The organism is Kitasatospora sp. NPDC059408, from assembly GCF_042751525.1.
Taxonomy (GTDB): Bacteria; Actinomycetota; Actinomycetes; order Streptomycetales; family Streptomycetaceae; genus Kitasatospora.
This window is the reverse complement of record NZ_JBHYWI010000001.1, coordinates 298,953-315,284: the sequence shown is the minus strand read 5'-3', so window position 1 is coordinate 315,284 and position 16,332 is coordinate 298,953. Positions and strand designations below refer to the sequence as shown.

Here is a 16,332-nt window from a genome sequence, read left to right as displayed (position 1 = left end):
GCCTGCCGGCCGTCCTCGGCGGCTGTCGGATGGGGAGGAGGGAGAGGTCAGGGAGAGGCCGTGGAGGGGCTCAGTCGGCCATGAGGATGCCGCGGGCCAGCTCCCAGGTCTCCGGGTCGGCGGCGACCAGCAGGCCGTCCTCGCAGCCGGGGGCCTCGGGCCGGTAGGTGCTGCCGTCCATGCGGGCGGCGACGCCGCCGGCCTCGGCGAGGAGCAGGCCGCCGGGGGCGTGGTCCCAGGGGAGCGTGCGCCAGTAGAAGACGAAGTCGGTGTGGCCGTCGGCGACGTCGGGGTACTCGATGCCGGCGGCGTTGCGGCCGGGGGAGAGCTCGCCGAAAGCGGCGGCGTTGGCTTCGAGGCGGCGGCGGTGGTCGGGGTCGAGGAACCGGCTCTTCACGATGCCGCGCAGCTTGGCGGGGTCGTGGGGGGCCGGTGCGCGGGTGAGGCGGGCGTCGTCGCGCCAGGCGCCGGCGCCCAGTTCGGCGCGGTAGGCGGTGGCGGTGGACGGCTGCCAGATCCAGGAGGCGACGGTCCGGCCGCTGCGGACGAGGGAGCACATGACGGCGTAGTCGGGGCGGCCCGCGACGAAGTTGGAGGTGCCGTCGACGGGGTCCACCAGCCAGACGGCGGGCTCGGAGTGCAGGGCGTGGGCGAGCGAGGGGTCGGCGGCGACGGCCTCCTCGCCGACCACGGGGACGGGCAGGAGCTCGCGCAGCCGCCGTTCGATGATCGCCTCGGCCTCGCGGTCGGCGACCGTCACGATCTCGCCGGGAGCCTTCTCCATCACCTCGCCGGCCGCAAGCGCGCGGAAACGCGGCTCCACCGCCTCGGCCGAAGCCTCGGCGAGAATCTCCGCCACCTTGTCCATCAGCACGTCCGCGCTCCCTTCGCTGGTTACCACTTTCGCACGACCGTGCGGGGGTGACCTGCGGGGGTGACGACTGACAGCTGACAGATAACAGATTTCAAAATCTGTTATCTGTCAGCTGTTATCTGTTCGCCGTCGGTCGTCATCCGCCGGCGCCCCGGTGCAGCACGTCGGTCCGGGGCGGCGGGAGGCCTCGCGGCGTCGGTCAGTTGCCCAGGTAGTGGAAGCCCGGGTGGGGGTGCATCAGGAACTCGTGGTGGGAGATGTTCCACGCGTACGCGCCCGCCATCGCGAACAGCACCCGGTCCGCCGACCGCAGGCCGTCGGCGCCCTCGGCGGCGCGCGCGAGGACGTCCTTCGGGGTGCAGAGCTGGCCGGCCAGCGTGGCCCGGCCGGTCTTCACCGCGGGACGCGGCCACGGGTGCGGCCACGCCTCCACCGCCAGGACCTCGAACGGCTGCGAATGTCCGCGCGTGGCCGGGGTCCGCAGGTGGTGGGTGCCGCCGCGGACGACCGCGAAGTCCTCGCCGTGGCTGGCCTTCACGTCCAGCACCTCGGTCGCGTACCAGCCGCAGTACGCCGTGAGCGCGCGGCCGGGCTCGATCCGCAGGGTCAGTCCGGGGTGGGCGTCGAGCAGCTTGGCGAGCCCTTCGCCGAAGGCGGTCCAGTCGAAGCGGCGGCCCGGATCGTCGTAGTCGACGGCCATGCCGCCGCCGACGTTGACCTCCTCCAGCGGGAAGCCGTGCCGCTCGGCCAGAGCGGCCGACCATTCCACGATCCCTTCCGCGAGGGCGAGTTGGTCCGCTGCGGCCAGACCGCTGGCGAGGTGGGCGTGCACCCCGCGCAGGCGCAGCCGCCGTCCGATCGGGCCGTCGCCGGTGAGGAGGCGGACGCATTCCTCGGCGCGGTCCGGGTCGAGTCCGAACGGTGTCGGCCGTCCGCCCATCGCGAGCGCCACGGCGTCCAACGTGCCCGTCCCGACCGGGAGGTTGACGCGTAGCAGCACGTCGACCACCGTGCCGGGCCGGTCCGCGAGGACGGCGGCCAGGCGGTGGAGCTCCTGCTCGCTCTCGACGTGCCAGCGGTGTACGCCCGCGTCGACCGCGGCCACGATTTCGGCGGGGGTCTTTCCGGGCCCGCCGAAGGCGAGGGGAGCGCCGGGCACGGCTGCCCGCACGTGCGCCAACTCACCTCCGCTGGACACCTCGTAGCCGTCGACGGCCTCGCGCAGCGCGACCAGTACCGGAGCCTCCGGGTTGGCCTTGGCGGCGTAGTACAGCTCGACCCGCTCCGGCAGCGCGGCCCGCACGGCAGCGGCGTGGTCGCGCAGTGCGGCCAGGTCGTAGACGTAGGCGGGCAGTTCGTCGGGGCTGAGTTCGGCGACGTGCCGGCGGACGGACTCGGTCATCGGGCGCTCCCAACGGGGACGGTGAGGGGCATCCGGGCGGCCTCCGCGAGTACGGACCCGGCGAGCGGCGACGGCAGTCGGACGTATCCGGCCTCGCGGTCGGCCTTGCGCTCCCAGCGGGTCAGCAGGTTGGCCTTGGCGGGCAGCGGGACGCCGGCGAGGAGCGCGCGCAGGCGCGGCGGGCGGCCGTGGGCGGCCGCGTACTCCTCCAGGGTGTCCCGGACCGTCTGCCAGAGGGCGCCCTCCAGCTCCGGGTGGCGGTCGGCGAGCGCGGCGAGCAGTTCGGCGACGTGGTTGACCAGGAGGCAGTAGACGACCCGGTCCCAGCCGCGTTCGGCGTCGTACGTCATCGGTCCGGCGACCTCGGGCGGCAGTGCCGCGAGCAGGGCGGCGTTCTGCTCGGGGACGAGCTTGGTGCCCTCCAGGTCGCGGAAGAGCACCTGGGTCGGGTGACCGGCGGCGTCGACGCCGATGAGGACGTTCTGCAGGTGCGGTTCGAGGACGACGCCGTGGTCGAAGTAGGCGGCCAGCACCGGCGGGATGAGCAGTCGCAGATAGGCGCGCCACCAGTCGAGGGCCTCGTGTCCGTCCGAACTGCCGTCCAGCAGGCGGGAGATGTGCGCGGAGCTCGTCGGGTGTTCGTCGGCGACGGCCGCCGCGAGCAGCGGCGTGACGCCGGGCCGCAGCACGCCGCCGAGGCCCTCGCGGACGATGAGTCCGAAGCCCTCGAACAGCGACTGGTCCGGTCGGCCGTCCGCCCCGGGCAACGCCAGCGTGCGGTAGGCGGGTTCGCGCAGCATCGCGGCGTCGGGGAAGCGCCGGGCGAGGTCGGCGAGCGCGGGGGCGAGCACCTGGGTGAGTGTGACCGCACCGGTCAGCTCGTACGCGGCGTTCTTGCGCAGGCAGTTGGTGATCCGGACGTTGAGACTGAACTTGAGGAACGCGTCCGCGCCGTAGAGGGTGCGCACCGAGGCGGTGGCGGCGAACTCCTCGCCGCGCGGGCCGAGGTCGAGCACGTCGCCGCTGGCCAGGGCGCCGCGCAGCAGCGGGTGATCGCCGATGAGTTGGTACTGCCACGGGTGGGCGGGCAGCAGGCGGTACCCGGCCGGCACCTCGCCGAGCCCGTCGAGCAGGGCGGTCGAGGCGGCGTCGAGCGAGTGTCCGGCCAGCAGTTCCTCGCGGACGGCCAGGTGGCGCAGTCGGAACGCCGCGCGCGACTCCGGGGCGTAGTCGCGCCAGTCGCCCCGGGCGGCCGAGCGGGACTTGGGCGCCGGGTGGAAGCGGTGCCCGAAGAGCAGGGCCTGCTCGGAGTCGAGGTAGCGGTCCCGTCCAGCGGCCGGCCTGTCCGCCAGGCCCGTGCGCACGCCTTCGTGGCTGGAGGCGACCTGGTCGGTGAACTCCTCGTTCACCGTGCCGGTGCGCAGTTCGAGTTCGCCCTGGACGTGTTCCGCGAGCTCGCGCCAGTCCAACTCTTCCCAGCCGCCGGAGCGTTCGATCTCGACGGGGCCGTTGAAGCGGTGCGCGCCGAGCAGGGAGGTTCGGCGCAGGGCGGCCCGCAGGAGGACGCCGCGGCGGGGGAGGCGGATCTGGAGGCGGTTGTCGGTGACGGCGGTCTGGTGCTCGGGGGCGGAGACCTCGCGCAGCAGGCAGTTGAGCAGGGTGTGGGCCACCGCGTCGTCGGCGGTGGGCAGTTCGTGGGTCATCGGCGACTCCAGCGCTGGCGGGCGGACGGGACGGTGAGTGCGGTGGCCGCAAGGGCGGCGAGCAGGGCGGCGGCGGTGCCGGCGACCACGGGAGCGGCGGCGCCGAAACGGTCGTTGGCCAGCGCGGCGACGGCGCCGGCGGCGACTGCGCCGCCCTTGGAGACGAGTTCGAGGGTGCCGAACATCCGGCCGGGTTGGCGGCCCTTGGCGGCTCCGGCGGCCAGGACGGCGAGGCTGACCAGGCCGAGTGTGAGCCCGGCGCCGAGCAGGAGCCGCACGGCGACGAACACCGGCAGTGAGTAGGCGACGGCGTGTCCGGCGAGGCCGACGGTCACACAGGCGAAGCCGAGCGCGATCCCGGTGTGCGGACGGGCGTGGAAAAGGGTGTGGGTGTGGGCCGCGAACACCAGGTAGCACAGGTGCGGCAGGGCGAAGAGCACGCCGGTGGTGATGCCCGAGACGCCCGGCAGACGTTGCTGGGCCAGCGTGATCAGGTAGGGGAAGGAAATGACGGTGGCGAAGACGAAGGTGAACTCGAAGGCGTAGAGCGGCCGGAGGGAGACCGGCGCGCTGTGTTCGGCCGAGGTCTCGCTCGCCGGGACGTCGGTGGTGACCACCTCGGCCCGGCGGGCGGCCTTGGGCTCGGGCAGCCGCAACAGCAACAGGGCCGCTGCGAGCGGGAGTACGGCCATCACCAGGTACTGGCGGTGCGGGTCGATCCACGGGGACAGCGCGCCGACCAGGATCGGGGCGGCCACGAGTGCCGCTCGCGCGCTGCCCTGCATCAGGGTGAGCGCCCGGGAGAGCCGGGGGCCGTCGAGCGCGGCGGCGAGGTAGCCGTTGGTGGCCGCGAAGGTGCCGCCGAGGAAGCCCTGGAGGACGAGCGCGACGGTGAACGCGGGCAGGCTGTCGGCCGCACCGGCGAGCAGGAACGAGACGGTGAGCCCGAGTTGGGCGCGCAGCAGCAGACGCTTGCGGCCGAACCGGTCGGCCAGTCGGCCCCACAGCGGGGCGCCGAGTGCGCTGAACACGGTCGGCACGATGTAGAGCACGCCGGCCCACCGGGCCTGTGCGTCGCCGAGCGTGGGCAGGATCGCGGTCAGGTAGGGCGGCAGGCCGAGCGCGGCGAAGGAGGCGACGAAGTAGCAGGCCGCGACGGCGTGCACCTGACGGCGGCCGAGCCCGTCGGAGCGGTCGGCCTCGACGGGCCTCCGCTGCGGCAGTGCCTCCACGTCCGCGGTCATCGCGGGAGGCCGTTCACCAGGAGGTAGTTGGGGCCGCTCGTGTAGTGCTTGTTGATGTCGGCGGCGCCCGAGCGCTGCTTGGTGAGCAGGGTGCCTGCGGTGACCATGGCCTTGACCGGCAGCCGTTCGGCGTCCAGCAGGCTCGTGCGCAGCGGCGCGCCCACCGGTCCGAGGCGGTCGACGGCTTCCGCGAGGCGCTTGCGCAACAGGGCGAGCGTGTCCCCGAGTTCGGCGCGACCGTGGTCGGCGAGGCCGAAGGCGAGGGAGGCGGTGCAGAGGTGGCCGGTGATGGTGGTGAAGAGGTCGGTCAGCGCCCGGTCGTCCTCGCCGAAGATCCGTGCGTCGTCGAACTCCTCGGCGCCGGGAGCGAGTTCGCCGAGCTTGGCCGTCAGGCGGCCGGTGTGGACACGCGGGCCGTCGTCGTCCTTGTAGAGGAGGCGCAGGCCGCCCTGATCGAGGATGACGGAGGTGTTCTGCTGGTGCGACTCCAGCGCGATGCCGTAGCCGAACAGCGTGGTCTGCCAGTCGAACAGCAGCTCCAGCAGGTCGTCGTAGAGGGCGACCGGGTCGCCGCCGTAGAAGCGGTCGGCGAGGTGGTCGATGACGAGCCGGCCGCCGGGCGCGGGTGCCAGCAGCGAGGCGAGCGGGACTGTGACGGCCTGGTCGAGCCCGGCCGGGTAGCGGCGCAGCAGCACGGCGAGCAGTTCGTGCCCGGCGTGGGCGTAGGTCTGCTCGTCGGCGTGCAGGATCCGGCCCGTGAAGCGCGGTTCGCGGGCCAGCACGGCCTCGATCAGGCGCTGCCCGGCGGCGCCGTCGACCAGGGTGCCGGGCTTGATGGTGCGGCGGTTGAGCCGGCCCAGGCTGGCGGTGGCGAGCGGGAGCTTGAGGTGGCAGGCGGGGTTGTCGGCGACGGCGACGGTGCGCATGGAGAGCGTGGGCACGACGGTCAGGTACGGGCGGTCGGCGAGGATCGCGCGGCCGGCCAGGCCGGTGGCCGCGAGCGCCGCGTCGAGCGGGGCGCCGACGGTGAGCGGGTGCACGGGCAGGGTGGTCCAGCCGTCGCCGGGGCAGGCGTCGCCGAGGCCGAGCCAGGCCGGGGTGGGCCACCAGCTGGGGAGCGGCGCGGCGCCGTGGGCGGTGACGGCGTCGGTGGGCACGGCCAGCCAGCGCAGCTCGAAGGCTGGGTGGAACTCCGGTGCGAAGGCGCGCAGTTCGGCCTCGCCGAGACCGGCCCGGCCGCGTGCGGTCGGGTAGACCGGGTGGTCGAGGTAGGCGGCGAGGGTGTCGTGGCCGAGGCTCGCGGCGGCGCCGTTCCAGGCGGCCGGGTCGGCGCCGTAGAGGTCGGTGAGCCGCGCGTGCACCTCGGGTCGGACCTGCTCGTGCAGTTCCATGGTGATGAGGGTCTGGCGGCATTCCTCGGCGAGGGCCGTCCAGCCGGGCCGGTCCTCGGGGTCGGCCAGCTCGGTGAGGTTCGCCACGATGGCGTCCAGGTCGGTGAGTCGGCGACCGGCGAGGTCCACGAGGGGTAGGCGCGCCGCGTACTCGGACTGGAAGCCCTCGGGGGCGACGGGTATGGCGAGCGCGGCGTCGGCGAGGACGAGCCAGGAGCCGTCCGCCCGGTGTTCGACCGTGCCGCGGGTGCGGAGGCCGAGGACGTCCTCGCGGACGAGGGCGGAGAGCACGCGAAGGGTGAGCTGCTCGGCGGCGGTCACGGGGTGATCTCCCAGCGGTTGGCGGCGAGGAAACGGGCGACGGCGGCGTCGACGGCGTCCTGGTCCTCGCCGATGGCCCAGATGACGCCCAGGTAGTCGCGGTTGGTGCGGTGGTGCTCGTGCCGCTCCCCGAGCGGGCGCAGCGGGCGGTAGGCGAGCCGGACGCCGTCGCGCTCCTCGTCGTACGGGGCGGGGGCGGTGGTGAGGACGCCGGCGCGGTCGGCGCAGACCACCTCGTTGCGGGCGCGGCGTGGGGTCGCGGCGCACAGATCCGCGAGGTCGGAGGGGAGTTCGCGGCCGAGGTGGACGCTCAGGATGTGCTCGAAGAGCGGGATCCCGAGGATCTCGGCGAGCATGAGGTCGCACTGGTCGCCGATGGCACGGTAGTTGACCTCGATGATCCGGGCGCGGCCGTCCGGCTGGACGACGAACTCGGTGTGGCAGGCGCCGAGTCCGACGCCGAGTGCGTCGAGCTGGGCGAGGACCTGGGCGACGACGGCCGCGGGGTGGGCGGGGACGAACTCCAGGACCTCCTCGATGAAGTCCGGGGGAGGCGAGAGCCGGGTGCGGAAGCCGCCGAGGGCGTGGCGGGTGCGGCCGTCGCCGAGCGTCTCCAGGGTGCAGAGGCGTCCGTCCAGGAACTCTTCGACGACCAGCGTGGCGCCGGCCCTGCGGTGCTGGATCTCCTTGCAGCGCAGGGCGAGTTCGGCGGCGTCGGCGACGAGCGTGACGTCCTCGCTGGCGACTCCCTCGCGCGGCTTGACGACGCACGGGAACGGCGGGTCCAGCTCGGCCGGGTCCTGGCCGGGGGCCAGCTCGGCGGACCAGACGGTGTCCTGGCCGGTGAGGGCGAGGTGGCGGCGCAGCTGGCCCTTGTCCTTGGCCCGCAGTGCGGCCTTCCAGTCCTTGGCCGGCAGGCCGAAGTACTCGGCGGCGAGGGCCGTTTGGGTCTGGAGGTGATCGCTGTTGCTGAACACCGCGTCCGGCGCGTGGTGGCGGGAGACCAGGCTGACCACGGCGCGGAAGTCCCGGACGTCGCACTCCAGCACCTCGGGGGCGGCGAACGGCAGAGAGGAGTAGGCCCGCCGGTGGGGTTCGGCGCAGTCGGTGAGCACGGTCACGTCGAGCCCGAGCCGGGCGGCGGCGGGCAGGAAACCGGCGGTGACCGAGTCGGTGGGATTGAGGGCGAGCAGGTAGAGCCGCATGGCGTGGAGGTCCTCGCTGGGGTGGTCGCGGGCGAGTGGCGGCGGACGGGTGGCGGCGGACGGCTGGAGGGGCGCCTGACGGGCGACGACGGACGGCGAACAGATGACAGATAACAGATTTCGAAATCTGTTATCTGTTCGCTGTCATCTGTCGCTCCGCCCCTGTTCGCCGTCCTCCGCCCGCTGCGGGCAGTCCGGCAGTCCGGCGGTCCGGGATGTCCCGGCAGTCCGGGGGCCGGGGGTCCGGCCGGCCCCGCTGCCGGGGCCGGCTGCCGTCGGCTACTTCGGGGCCTCGACGCCCGCGGCCTTGGCGATGTCGACGAGCATGGCGTCGGCGGCCTGGACGCCGATGCCGGACATCCAGGTCTCGTCCGGGACGGTGAACACCTTGTTGTTCTTCACGGCGTTGAGGCCCTGCCAGACCGGGGTCTGCTGGACCTCGCTCTCCTTGGTCTTCGACGGGTCGTCGGCCGTCGTGACGAACACCAGGTCCGCGTCGGCCTGGTTGATCTGCTCGGCGCTGACCTCGACGATGTTCTTGTCGACGTCCTGCGAGGCCGGGCGGGCCAGGCCGACGTCCTTGAGCACGACGCCGCTGTAGGAGGCCTTCGCGTACAGGCGGGTCGGCCCGGCCACGAAGCGGACCACGGACGCGGTCGGCATCGTGCCGCCGTTCTTCGCCTTGATCTCCTCGCCGAGCTTGACGGCCCGCGCCTGGTAGTCGGCGAGCGCCTTCTTCGCCTCGTCCTCCTTGCCGAGCGCCTGGGCGTAGAGGGCGAGGTTCTCCTTCCACGGGAAGCCGGTGGTCTCGGCGAGGACGGTCGGCGCGATCGCGTTCAGCTGGTCGTAGACCTTGGCGTGGCGGACCTTGGAGGACAGGATCAGGTCGGGCTTGAGGGAGGCGATCAGCTCCAGGTTCGGCTCGTTCATCGGGCCGACGTCCTTGGTGTCCTTGATCTTGTCCTTGAGGTAGTTCGGGAAGCCGCCCTCGGTCTTCATGTGCGGGGAGACGGCGCCGACCGGCGTGATGCCGAGCAGGGTGACGTCGTCGAGCTCGCCGCTGTCCAGGACCACGACGCGCTTGGGCTGGCTCTTGATCTCGGCGGTGCCGGCCGCGTGCTTGACGCTGCGCGGGAAGCCCGCGGCGGTGCCGGCGGAGGCGGACGAGGAGGCGGAGTCGCCGCCCGCCTTGGCGCCGTCCCCGTTGCTGCCGCAGGCGGCGAGCAGCGCGGTGGAGAGCGTGGCGGTGAGGATGACGGCGGGCAGTCGGCGGTTCATCGGAATCCTTGGATCGGGTCGAGCGGAGAGCGGGGGACGAAGAGGAAGCGGAAGGGGAGGAGGAAGAGGAAAAGGGAGGTCAGACCGCAGCCGAGGCGCGAGCACGAGCGCGAGCACGAGCGCGATCCCGCGCCCGCGGCACGACGAGCGGCGTGCCCGTCTCCGGGTCGGGCACCACCCGGCACGGCACCTGGAAGACGGCCTCCACCAGCTCGGCCGTCAGCACCTCCGACGGTGCCCCGGCGGCCGCGAGCCGCCCGTCCTTGAGGACGACGAGGTGGTCGGCGTACCGGGCGGCCTGCCCGAGGTCGTGCAGCACCATGACCACGGTCCGCCCGGCCTCCTCGTGCAGGTCGGCGACGAGGTCGAGGACGTCGAGCTGGTGGCGCAGGTCGAGGAAGGTGGTCGGTTCGTCGAGGAGCAGGAGGTCGGTGTCCTGGGCGAGCGCGAGCGCGATCCAGGCGCGCTGGCGCTGCCCGCCGCTGAGCCGGTCGACCTGCTGGTCGCGCAGTTCGGCGGTGCCGGTGCGGGCGAGGGCGTCCTCGACGGCGGCCTGGTCGGCCCTGGACCACGGGCTCAGCATCCGCTGGTGCGGGTAGCGGCCGAGCCGCACCAGCGACTCGACGGTGATCGCCTCGGGCGTGACCGGCTGCTGCGGCAGGAGGCCGAGCCGCTTGGCGAGGGCCCGGGACGGCATCCGGTGGATGTCGGAGCCGTCGAGGGTGACGGTCCCGGCGGCCGGGTCGAGGAGGCGGACGAGTCCGCGCAGCAGCGTGGACTTGCCGCACGCGTTCGGGCCGACGATCGCGGTGACCGCGCCGCCGGGAAGTTCGAGGTCGAGCCCGTCGACGATCACGCGGTCGCCGTAGCGCAGGCCGAGCCCGTGGGTGGCGAGGCGGTTCGTGCCGCCGGCGGTCGCATCCACGCCTGTCCTCTCCGCGCCTGTGCTCTCTGCGCCTGTCCTCTCCACGCCTGTCCTCTCCGCGCCTGTGCTCTCCACGGCCGTCTTCTCCACGTCTGCCTCCAACACGGCCGTCTTCTCCACGGCCGTCTTCTCGGCGAGGGGCGTCTCGGGGGCGGTCATCAGCTGCTCCTCTGGGGAAGCCGGCCCTGGCGGATCATCAGCACCAGGAGCCAGGGCGCGCCGAGGGTGGCGGTGACGGCACCGACCGGCAGGCCGTGGACGGGGATCACGTGGAGCACGAGGAGGTCGGCGCCGAGCAGCAGGACGGCGCCGGTGAGGGCGGTGAGTCCGAGTGTGCCGAGGGTGGGCGGCCCGGCGAGCAGCCGGACCAGGTGCGGGACGGCGAGCGCGACGAAGGCGACCGGCCCGGTGAGGGCGGCGGCGAGCGAGGCGAGGGTGATGGTGAGCAGCAGCAGCCACATCCGGTCACGGCCGGGGTTGAGCCCGAGGCCGCCGGCGGAGTCGTCGCCGAGGTCGAGGACGGCCACGCGGCGCTGGCAGAGCACGACGGCGGCGGCGGTGAGTCCGATGGCGGTGCCACCGATCGAGACCTCGGTCCAGGTGCGGCCGTAGAGGGAGCCGGTGGTCCACTGCATCGCGGAGGAGGCGAGCTCGGCCGGGAACCGTACGATCATCAGGTTCACGGCGGCGGCGAGGCCCTGCTGGACCGCCAGGCCGACCAGGACCAGACGGGTCACGGCCATCTTGGAGCGCCACGCGAAGCCGCCGAGGAGGAGCGCGGCGAGCAGTCCGCCGCCGAGTGCGGCGAGCGGGATCAGCTGCTGCGAGGCGCCGGTGGCGAGCATGAGCACCGCGCCGAAGGAGGCGCCGCCGGTGACGCCGATGGTGTCGGGGGAGGCCAGCGGGTTGCGGAAGAGGCGCTGGAGCATCGAGCCGGCCATGGCCAGCCCGGCGCCCGCGATCAGCGCGGACACGACGCGCGGCGCCCGGAACTCCTGCACGACGAGGACGTCCCCGGGCGTGCCCTGGCCGACGAGGGCGCGCAGCGCGTCCCACGCGGAGATGCCGACCTGCCCGGTGCCGAGGGCGATGCCCGTCAGGAGCACGAGCAGGGCGGCGGCCAGCACCGACCAGGCGGCGGTGCGGACGCGGCGGCGGGTGAGCGCGCCCGTCGGGGCGGCGGCGATCGCGGTCACCGGGCCACCTTCCGTGCCAGCACCGCGAGCAGCGGCGCGCCGAGGAAGGCGGTGACGATGCCGACCTCGATCTCGGACGGGCGGACCACGAGCCGCCCGAGCACGTCGGCGGCGAGCAGCAGCAGCGGACCGGCGATCAGGCAGCCGGGCAGCAGCCAGCGGTGGTCGTTGCCGAGGAGCGGGCGGACGAGGTGCGGGGCGGCCAGTCCGATGAACGCCACCGGTCCGGCGACGGCGACCGCGCCGCCCGCCAGCAGGACGACGGCGAGCCCGCCGGCGACCCGGATCCGGGCCACCGGCACGCCGAGCGACTGGGCCGCCTCGTCGCCGAGGGCCAGCGCGTTGAGCGCGGGGGAGATCGCGAACGCGCCGAGCAGGCCGACCGCGAGGAAGGGCAGGACTGGGGTGAGGGCGTCCAGCTGCCGTCCGGCGATCGAGCCGGCCAGCCAGAACCGGGCCTCGTCGAGCGTGCGGTGACTGGCCAGCATCAGCGCCGAGGTCCACGAGGTGAGCACGACGGTGAGCACCGTGCCGCCGAGCGCGAGCCGGACCGGGTCGAGGTCGCCGCCGCGGCGGGACATCGCGTACGCGGCGACGGCGGCGACGGCCGCGCCGGCGAAGGCGAACCAGACGTACTGGGCGGGCCGGGCGAGGTCGAGGGTGTAGATCGCGGCGACGACGGCGAGGCTCGCGCCGGCGTTGATGCCGAGGGTGACCGGCGAGGCCAGCGGGTTGCGGGTGACGCCCTGGGCGACGGCTCCGGCCACGCCGAGCGCCGCCCCGACCGCCAGCCCGATGAGGGTGCGCGGGACCCGAAGGCCCGTCACCACGTCGGCGTCACCGCCGTGGGCCGTGCCGGTCAGGGCGTCGGCCACGGTGGACAGCGGGATGGAGCGCGAGCCGAGCGCGAGGCTCAGCGCGGCGCACAGCACGAGCGCGCACAGGCCCGCGGCCAGCAGCAGGGGCTGCCGGAGCGCAGGGCGCCGGGGCGTCGCGGGGGCCGCGGAAGCCGGCGGATCGGTTCTCAACACGGGTCGACATCTTAGGTTAGCTTTGCCTAAGTTCGTCAACCGTTGACAAATCGGACATGCCGCGCGCCGGGTGCCGTGCGGGTGCGGTGGAGTGAGGTGGGGTGCCGCTCGGGCGGGTGTGTCGCGGGCGGTTTGAAAGTCTGTAAGGTGAGCCTCACCTTATCCCATCTCGGGAAGCAGAGCTCGGGAGTTTCGATGATCCCCGGACCACCCATGCCCGCAGCCGCGCCCGCGTCGGCGATGCTGCCCGCGTCGCCCGTCCCGCCCGCGTCGCCCGTGTCGGCGATGCCGCCCGCGTCGCCCGTGTCGCCCGTCCTGCCCGTGTCGCCTGTGCTGCCGACGCCGCCCGTCCCGCCGGCAGCGCCCGCGTCCGCGCTGTTCGCGGACTACCGGCGCCTGCGCGACCTCTGCCCCGCGCTCGTCCTGCGCGTACTCGGTCCGGCCGACCCCGACCCGTCCGCCGCCGACGGCTGGTACTCCGGCGCCCAACTGGCCTGCGACGAGTCGGCCCTGGCCGCTGCGCTGGCCGGCGAGGAGGCCCGCACCGCCGACCGCCACGGCCGCGCCGCCCGGCCGCACGTCACCGCGTCACGTCTGCTGCACCACTACGTGTGGTCCGCCTGCCTGCTCATCGCCGGCCCCTGGCACCTCGCCCGGCGCGTCCCGGCCGTCGACCCCGCGGACCTCTGGTTGCACGCCCCCACCGGGGACCTCGCGTTGCGCCCGCGCGGCCACGTCGGCCGTCCCGGCGGTCCGCTCGGCGAGGACGAGTTGAGGGCCGAGCTGCGCGCCGCCGTCGTCGCCCACGCCGATCCGCTGGTCGCCGCCTTCGCCGGGCCCACCCGCCGACGGGACCGCGCGCTGTGGGGGATGGTCACGGACGACCTGGCCTCCGCGATCTGGTACCTCGGCAGGATGCTCGACGAGGAGGACGCGGCGGTCGCCGCCGCCGGGGCCGTCCTGCCCGGCGGCACGCTCCCGCTCCCCGGCGCGGCCGACTTCCGCCGTCTGCGCACCCCCGACGGCCGGTGCCACCCGACCCGGACGCGACTCGGCTGCTGCCTCTACTACGCCGTCGCGCCGGACGCGCTCGCCTGCCTGACCTGTCCGCGCACCTCCGACGAGGAGCGGGTGTCGCGGCTCTGACGGTCCGTGGCCCGGCGCCCGCGGCCCGGGGCCACTTGGTGCTCCGGTTGGTGCACCGATCGGTGCTCGGACGGGCTGTCAGTGCCAGCTGCTAGGTTCACCCGCATGATCATCGATGCGACGACGCGGGTGCGGATCGCCCGCCCCTCCCGGGACCTCGCGGCGGCCGAGCGCTTCTACGTCGGCGGCCTCGGCCTCGACGTGCTCTGGCGCACCACCGAGCGCGTCCCCGGCGAACACGATCTGCTGATGGTCGGCCCGCCGGGCGGAGGCTGGCACTTCGAGCTCACCCACGACCCGGAACACCCGCTGGAACCGGCCCCGACCGTCGACGACCTGTTCGTCGTCTACCTCGGCGCGCCCGTGGACGACGGACTCGTCGCCCGGCTGGAGGCCGCCGGCGGCACCCGGGTCACGTCCAACAACCCCTACTGGGACGCGCACGGCGTGACGATATCCGACCCGGACGGCTACCGGCTCGTGCTCTGCTCCCGCACCTGGGGCGCCTGACCGGCCGGCCGGTCCCCGTCCGGAGGCGTCGGCGTGGCCGGAAGCACCGCCACGCCCGCCTCCAGGTCCACGCCGAAGTTCGGCGGCGCTCCGGCGTGCTCGTCGTCGCGCAGCACCAATTGCTCCCGGCGCTGCTCGATCTGCACCTGCTTGCCGGAGCTGAAGAGCGCGTGCAGTTCCTCCATCACGCCGCCGCCCAGGCCGAACCCGCCGCCACCTCCACCCCCGGCAGCGCCCCCGGCATCGGACTTCGAGCCGCGCCGGGGCGATGCCTCGTCCCGAATCTGCAGCGCCGCGAGCAGCAGCAGTCCCACGATCGCGGCCACCACCGCCGCCGTTCCCACGATCATCCCCATGACGGTCTCAACGTGCCCCGGTCGTACGGTCGTTCCCTCCGTGCGACCCGCCATCCGCGACCTGTGGCGCGCCGCCCGTGACCCTCGGCCCGGACGGCCGAAGCGGAGCCGGTGGCCGGGCAGGCGCATAACTCGCGGGCCAAACCCCGGCCCACGGGCTACCCTGCCGCCCGACGTCGAGAGACGGTACAACCGGTGCGACAACCGGACCGGCAGGCAGAACAGAGAGCGAGCACATGACCGTGCGCGGCACCACCGTGGAGATCCCGACGGCGGACGGCGTCGCCGACGCCTACTTCGTCCACCCCGACGACGCACTGGCCCACCCGGCCGTCATCGTCCACATGGACGCCTTCGGACTCCGGCCCCACCTGATGGCCCTGGCCGACCGGCTCGCCGAGGACGGGTACGCCGTCCTCGTCCCCAACGCCTACTACCGGCACGGGCGCGCGCCGGTCATCGACTACGCCGAGGTCATCGACCCGGACAACGACCCGGCCCTCTTCGACAAGATCGTCCCGCTGCTCAACACCCTCACCCCCGAGGTGAACCGGCGCGACGCCGACGCCTACCTGGCCTGGCTGGACGAGTCCCCGCTCGTCAAGGACGGCCCCGTCGGGCTGACCGGCTACTGCCGGGGTGCGGTGCACGCGCTGCGCATGGCCGCCACCCACCCGGACCGGGTCGCCGCCGCGGCCGGTTTCCACGGCGGGAACCTCGCGCGCGAGACGCCGGACAGCCCGCACCTCGGCGCCCACCTGATCACCGCCGAGCTGTACTTCGGCCACGCCGACGACGACCCGTCGCTGCCGCCCGAGCAGATCGCCCGCCTCGCCGAGGCGCTCGCCGAGGCCGGCGTCCGCTTCCGCGCCGAGGTGTACCGGGGCGCCCTGCACGGCTACACGCAGGCCGACACCACGCGCTACGACGAGGCCGCCGACGCCCGGCACTGGACGGCGCTGCTCAAGCTGCTGAAGCGCACGCTTCCCGCCTGACGCCGCCTGACGCCGCCTGACGCCGCCTGACGCCGCCTGACGCCGTCTGTCACCGTCTGATCCCGCCCGGCACCGTCCGACGCCATCTGACAGCGCCGGGTCCCGATTGGACCTTCGCCCGGCTCTCGCCCGGGCCGTCAGCCGCGCTCGTCCGGCGCAGCGGCAGCGGCGGCGGTTCCGGGCCCCGGCGCGTCGGCGCACTCCTCCAGTGCGTCGGCGCGCCGCCGCAGTTCGGCCGCGATGTCGTCCCAGTCCGGCCCGTGCAGGACCAGGCTCATGGCCGCCTCGCGCATCAGCTCCGGCTCGTCCGGGCGCTGGAGGAGCACCAGGCGGTAGGCGAGGTTGCGGATCCGCACCGGCAGGTAACCGTCGCAGAGGTACGGGCAGAGCTCGCGCAGCATGGCCAGGATCGTGTCGGCGTCCGCGAACGTCAGCGACTCGACGAAGTAGCCCTCGTCGTGGTCCGGTTCGGTGCAGGGGCCGGGTGCGACCGGTTCGGGCCGGTACTCGTCGCCGTAGAGGCACCGCGCGTGGTCGGTCAGGCTGCTGTGCATGCCGGGAGCCTACGGCTGTTTGTCACGGATGTCCGTTCCGGGTCGTTCACATCTTATCTTTGCGCATTACTCACGCGACGGACACGAAGTGTTCGGGTTACGGTGTGCCCGGGCGGTCAAGGTCGGGTCCGGCGGCACATGTCGTCCGGGCCACCGGGGCCGCCGTTCGTACGGGCGGCCGGGGAGGCGCCCGGCGCCGCC

At 73.9% G+C, this 16,332-nt stretch carries 15 protein-coding genes; 3 read left to right on the top strand and 12 right to left on the bottom strand.

All coding sequences use genetic code 11. The features are described from left to right. Positions 1-70: 70 nt before the first annotated feature. The 10 genes from ACFXDE_RS01320 to ACFXDE_RS01275 form a co-directional block, all read right to left on the bottom strand. Entirely contained in the window at positions 71-868 is a 798-nt protein-coding gene (locus ACFXDE_RS01320) for an inositol monophosphatase family protein (RefSeq protein WP_380437347.1), read from the bottom strand. 205 nt (positions 869-1,073) lie between these two features. Beyond that, positions 1,074-2,276 carry a type III PLP-dependent enzyme gene (locus ACFXDE_RS01315; RefSeq protein WP_380489602.1) on the bottom strand — a complete coding sequence of 401 codons (1,203 nt, stop codon included), beginning with the start codon at positions 2,274-2,276 and terminating at the stop codon, positions 1,074-1,076. Next, positions 2,273-3,979, bottom strand: coding sequence for an IucA/IucC family protein (locus tag ACFXDE_RS01310; protein WP_380489601.1), 1,707 nt, complete (start codon positions 3,977-3,979; stop codon positions 2,273-2,275). Before ACFXDE_RS01310 ends, ACFXDE_RS01315 begins: the two co-directional genes overlap by 4 nt. Beyond that, positions 3,976-5,223, bottom strand: coding sequence for an MFS transporter (locus ACFXDE_RS01305; protein WP_380489599.1), 1,248 nt, complete (start codon positions 5,221-5,223; stop codon positions 3,976-3,978). Before ACFXDE_RS01305 ends, ACFXDE_RS01310 begins: the two co-directional genes overlap by 4 nt. Beyond that, positions 5,220-6,935, bottom strand: a complete 1,716-nt coding sequence (locus ACFXDE_RS01300) for an IucA/IucC family protein (RefSeq protein ID WP_380489597.1) — start codon at positions 6,933-6,935, stop codon at positions 5,220-5,222. Before ACFXDE_RS01300 ends, ACFXDE_RS01305 begins: the two co-directional genes overlap by 4 nt. After that, positions 6,932-8,140, bottom strand: coding sequence for an acetyl-CoA carboxylase biotin carboxylase subunit family protein (locus tag ACFXDE_RS01295; RefSeq protein ID WP_380489595.1), 1,209 nt, complete (start codon positions 8,138-8,140; stop codon positions 6,932-6,934). The genes ACFXDE_RS01300 and ACFXDE_RS01295 overlap by 4 nt, the downstream gene beginning before the upstream one ends. Positions 8,141-8,419: 279 nt before the next feature. Then, entirely contained in the window at positions 8,420-9,418 is a 999-nt protein-coding gene (locus ACFXDE_RS01290) for an ABC transporter substrate-binding protein (RefSeq protein ID WP_380489593.1), read from the bottom strand. A gap of 79 nt (positions 9,419-9,497) precedes the next feature. Beyond that, on the bottom strand, positions 9,498-10,343 hold the full coding sequence (locus tag ACFXDE_RS01285; RefSeq protein ID WP_380489591.1) for an ABC transporter ATP-binding protein: 846 nt from the start codon (positions 10,341-10,343) through the stop codon (positions 9,498-9,500). A 158-nt stretch (positions 10,344-10,501) separates the two neighbouring features. After that, positions 10,502-11,539 carry a FecCD family ABC transporter permease gene (locus tag ACFXDE_RS01280; protein WP_380489589.1) on the bottom strand — a complete coding sequence of 346 codons (1,038 nt, stop codon included), beginning with the start codon at positions 11,537-11,539 and terminating at the stop codon, positions 10,502-10,504. Next, a complete protein-coding gene (locus ACFXDE_RS01275) occupies positions 11,536-12,501 on the bottom strand; it encodes a FecCD family ABC transporter permease (RefSeq protein WP_380490087.1) in 966 nt (321 codons plus the stop codon). The genes ACFXDE_RS01280 and ACFXDE_RS01275 overlap by 4 nt, the downstream gene beginning before the upstream one ends. 282 nt (positions 12,502-12,783) lie before the next feature. Here ACFXDE_RS01275 and ACFXDE_RS01270 point away from each other — a divergent pair, with 282 nt between their 5' ends. Continuing rightward, positions 12,784-13,716, top strand: a complete 933-nt coding sequence (locus ACFXDE_RS01270; protein WP_380489587.1) for an iron-sulfur protein — start codon at positions 12,784-12,786, stop codon at positions 13,714-13,716. A gap of 105 nt (positions 13,717-13,821) precedes the next feature. After that, positions 13,822-14,226, top strand: coding sequence for a VOC family protein (locus ACFXDE_RS01265; RefSeq protein WP_380489585.1), 405 nt, complete (start codon positions 13,822-13,824; stop codon positions 14,224-14,226). Here the strand turns inward: ACFXDE_RS01265 and ACFXDE_RS01260 are convergent. Further along, on the bottom strand, positions 14,187-14,576 hold the full coding sequence (locus tag ACFXDE_RS01260; protein ID WP_380489583.1) for a DUF6191 domain-containing protein: 390 nt from the start codon (positions 14,574-14,576) through the stop codon (positions 14,187-14,189). The two genes, ACFXDE_RS01265 and ACFXDE_RS01260, sit on opposite strands and share 40 nt — an antisense overlap. Before the next feature lie 242 nt (positions 14,577-14,818). On the opposite strand from ACFXDE_RS01260, the gene ACFXDE_RS01255 reads away from it, so the two are divergent. Further along, a complete protein-coding gene (locus ACFXDE_RS01255; RefSeq protein WP_380437227.1) occupies positions 14,819-15,577 on the top strand; it encodes a dienelactone hydrolase family protein in 759 nt (252 codons plus the stop codon). 137 nt (positions 15,578-15,714) lie between these two features. On the opposite strand, the gene ACFXDE_RS01250 is transcribed toward ACFXDE_RS01255, so the two are convergent. Further along, positions 15,715-16,131: a hypothetical protein gene (locus tag ACFXDE_RS01250; protein WP_380489581.1), complete on the bottom strand. Its 417-nt coding sequence runs from the start codon at positions 16,129-16,131 to the stop codon at positions 15,715-15,717. Between the last annotated feature and the right edge of the window lie 201 nt (positions 16,132-16,332).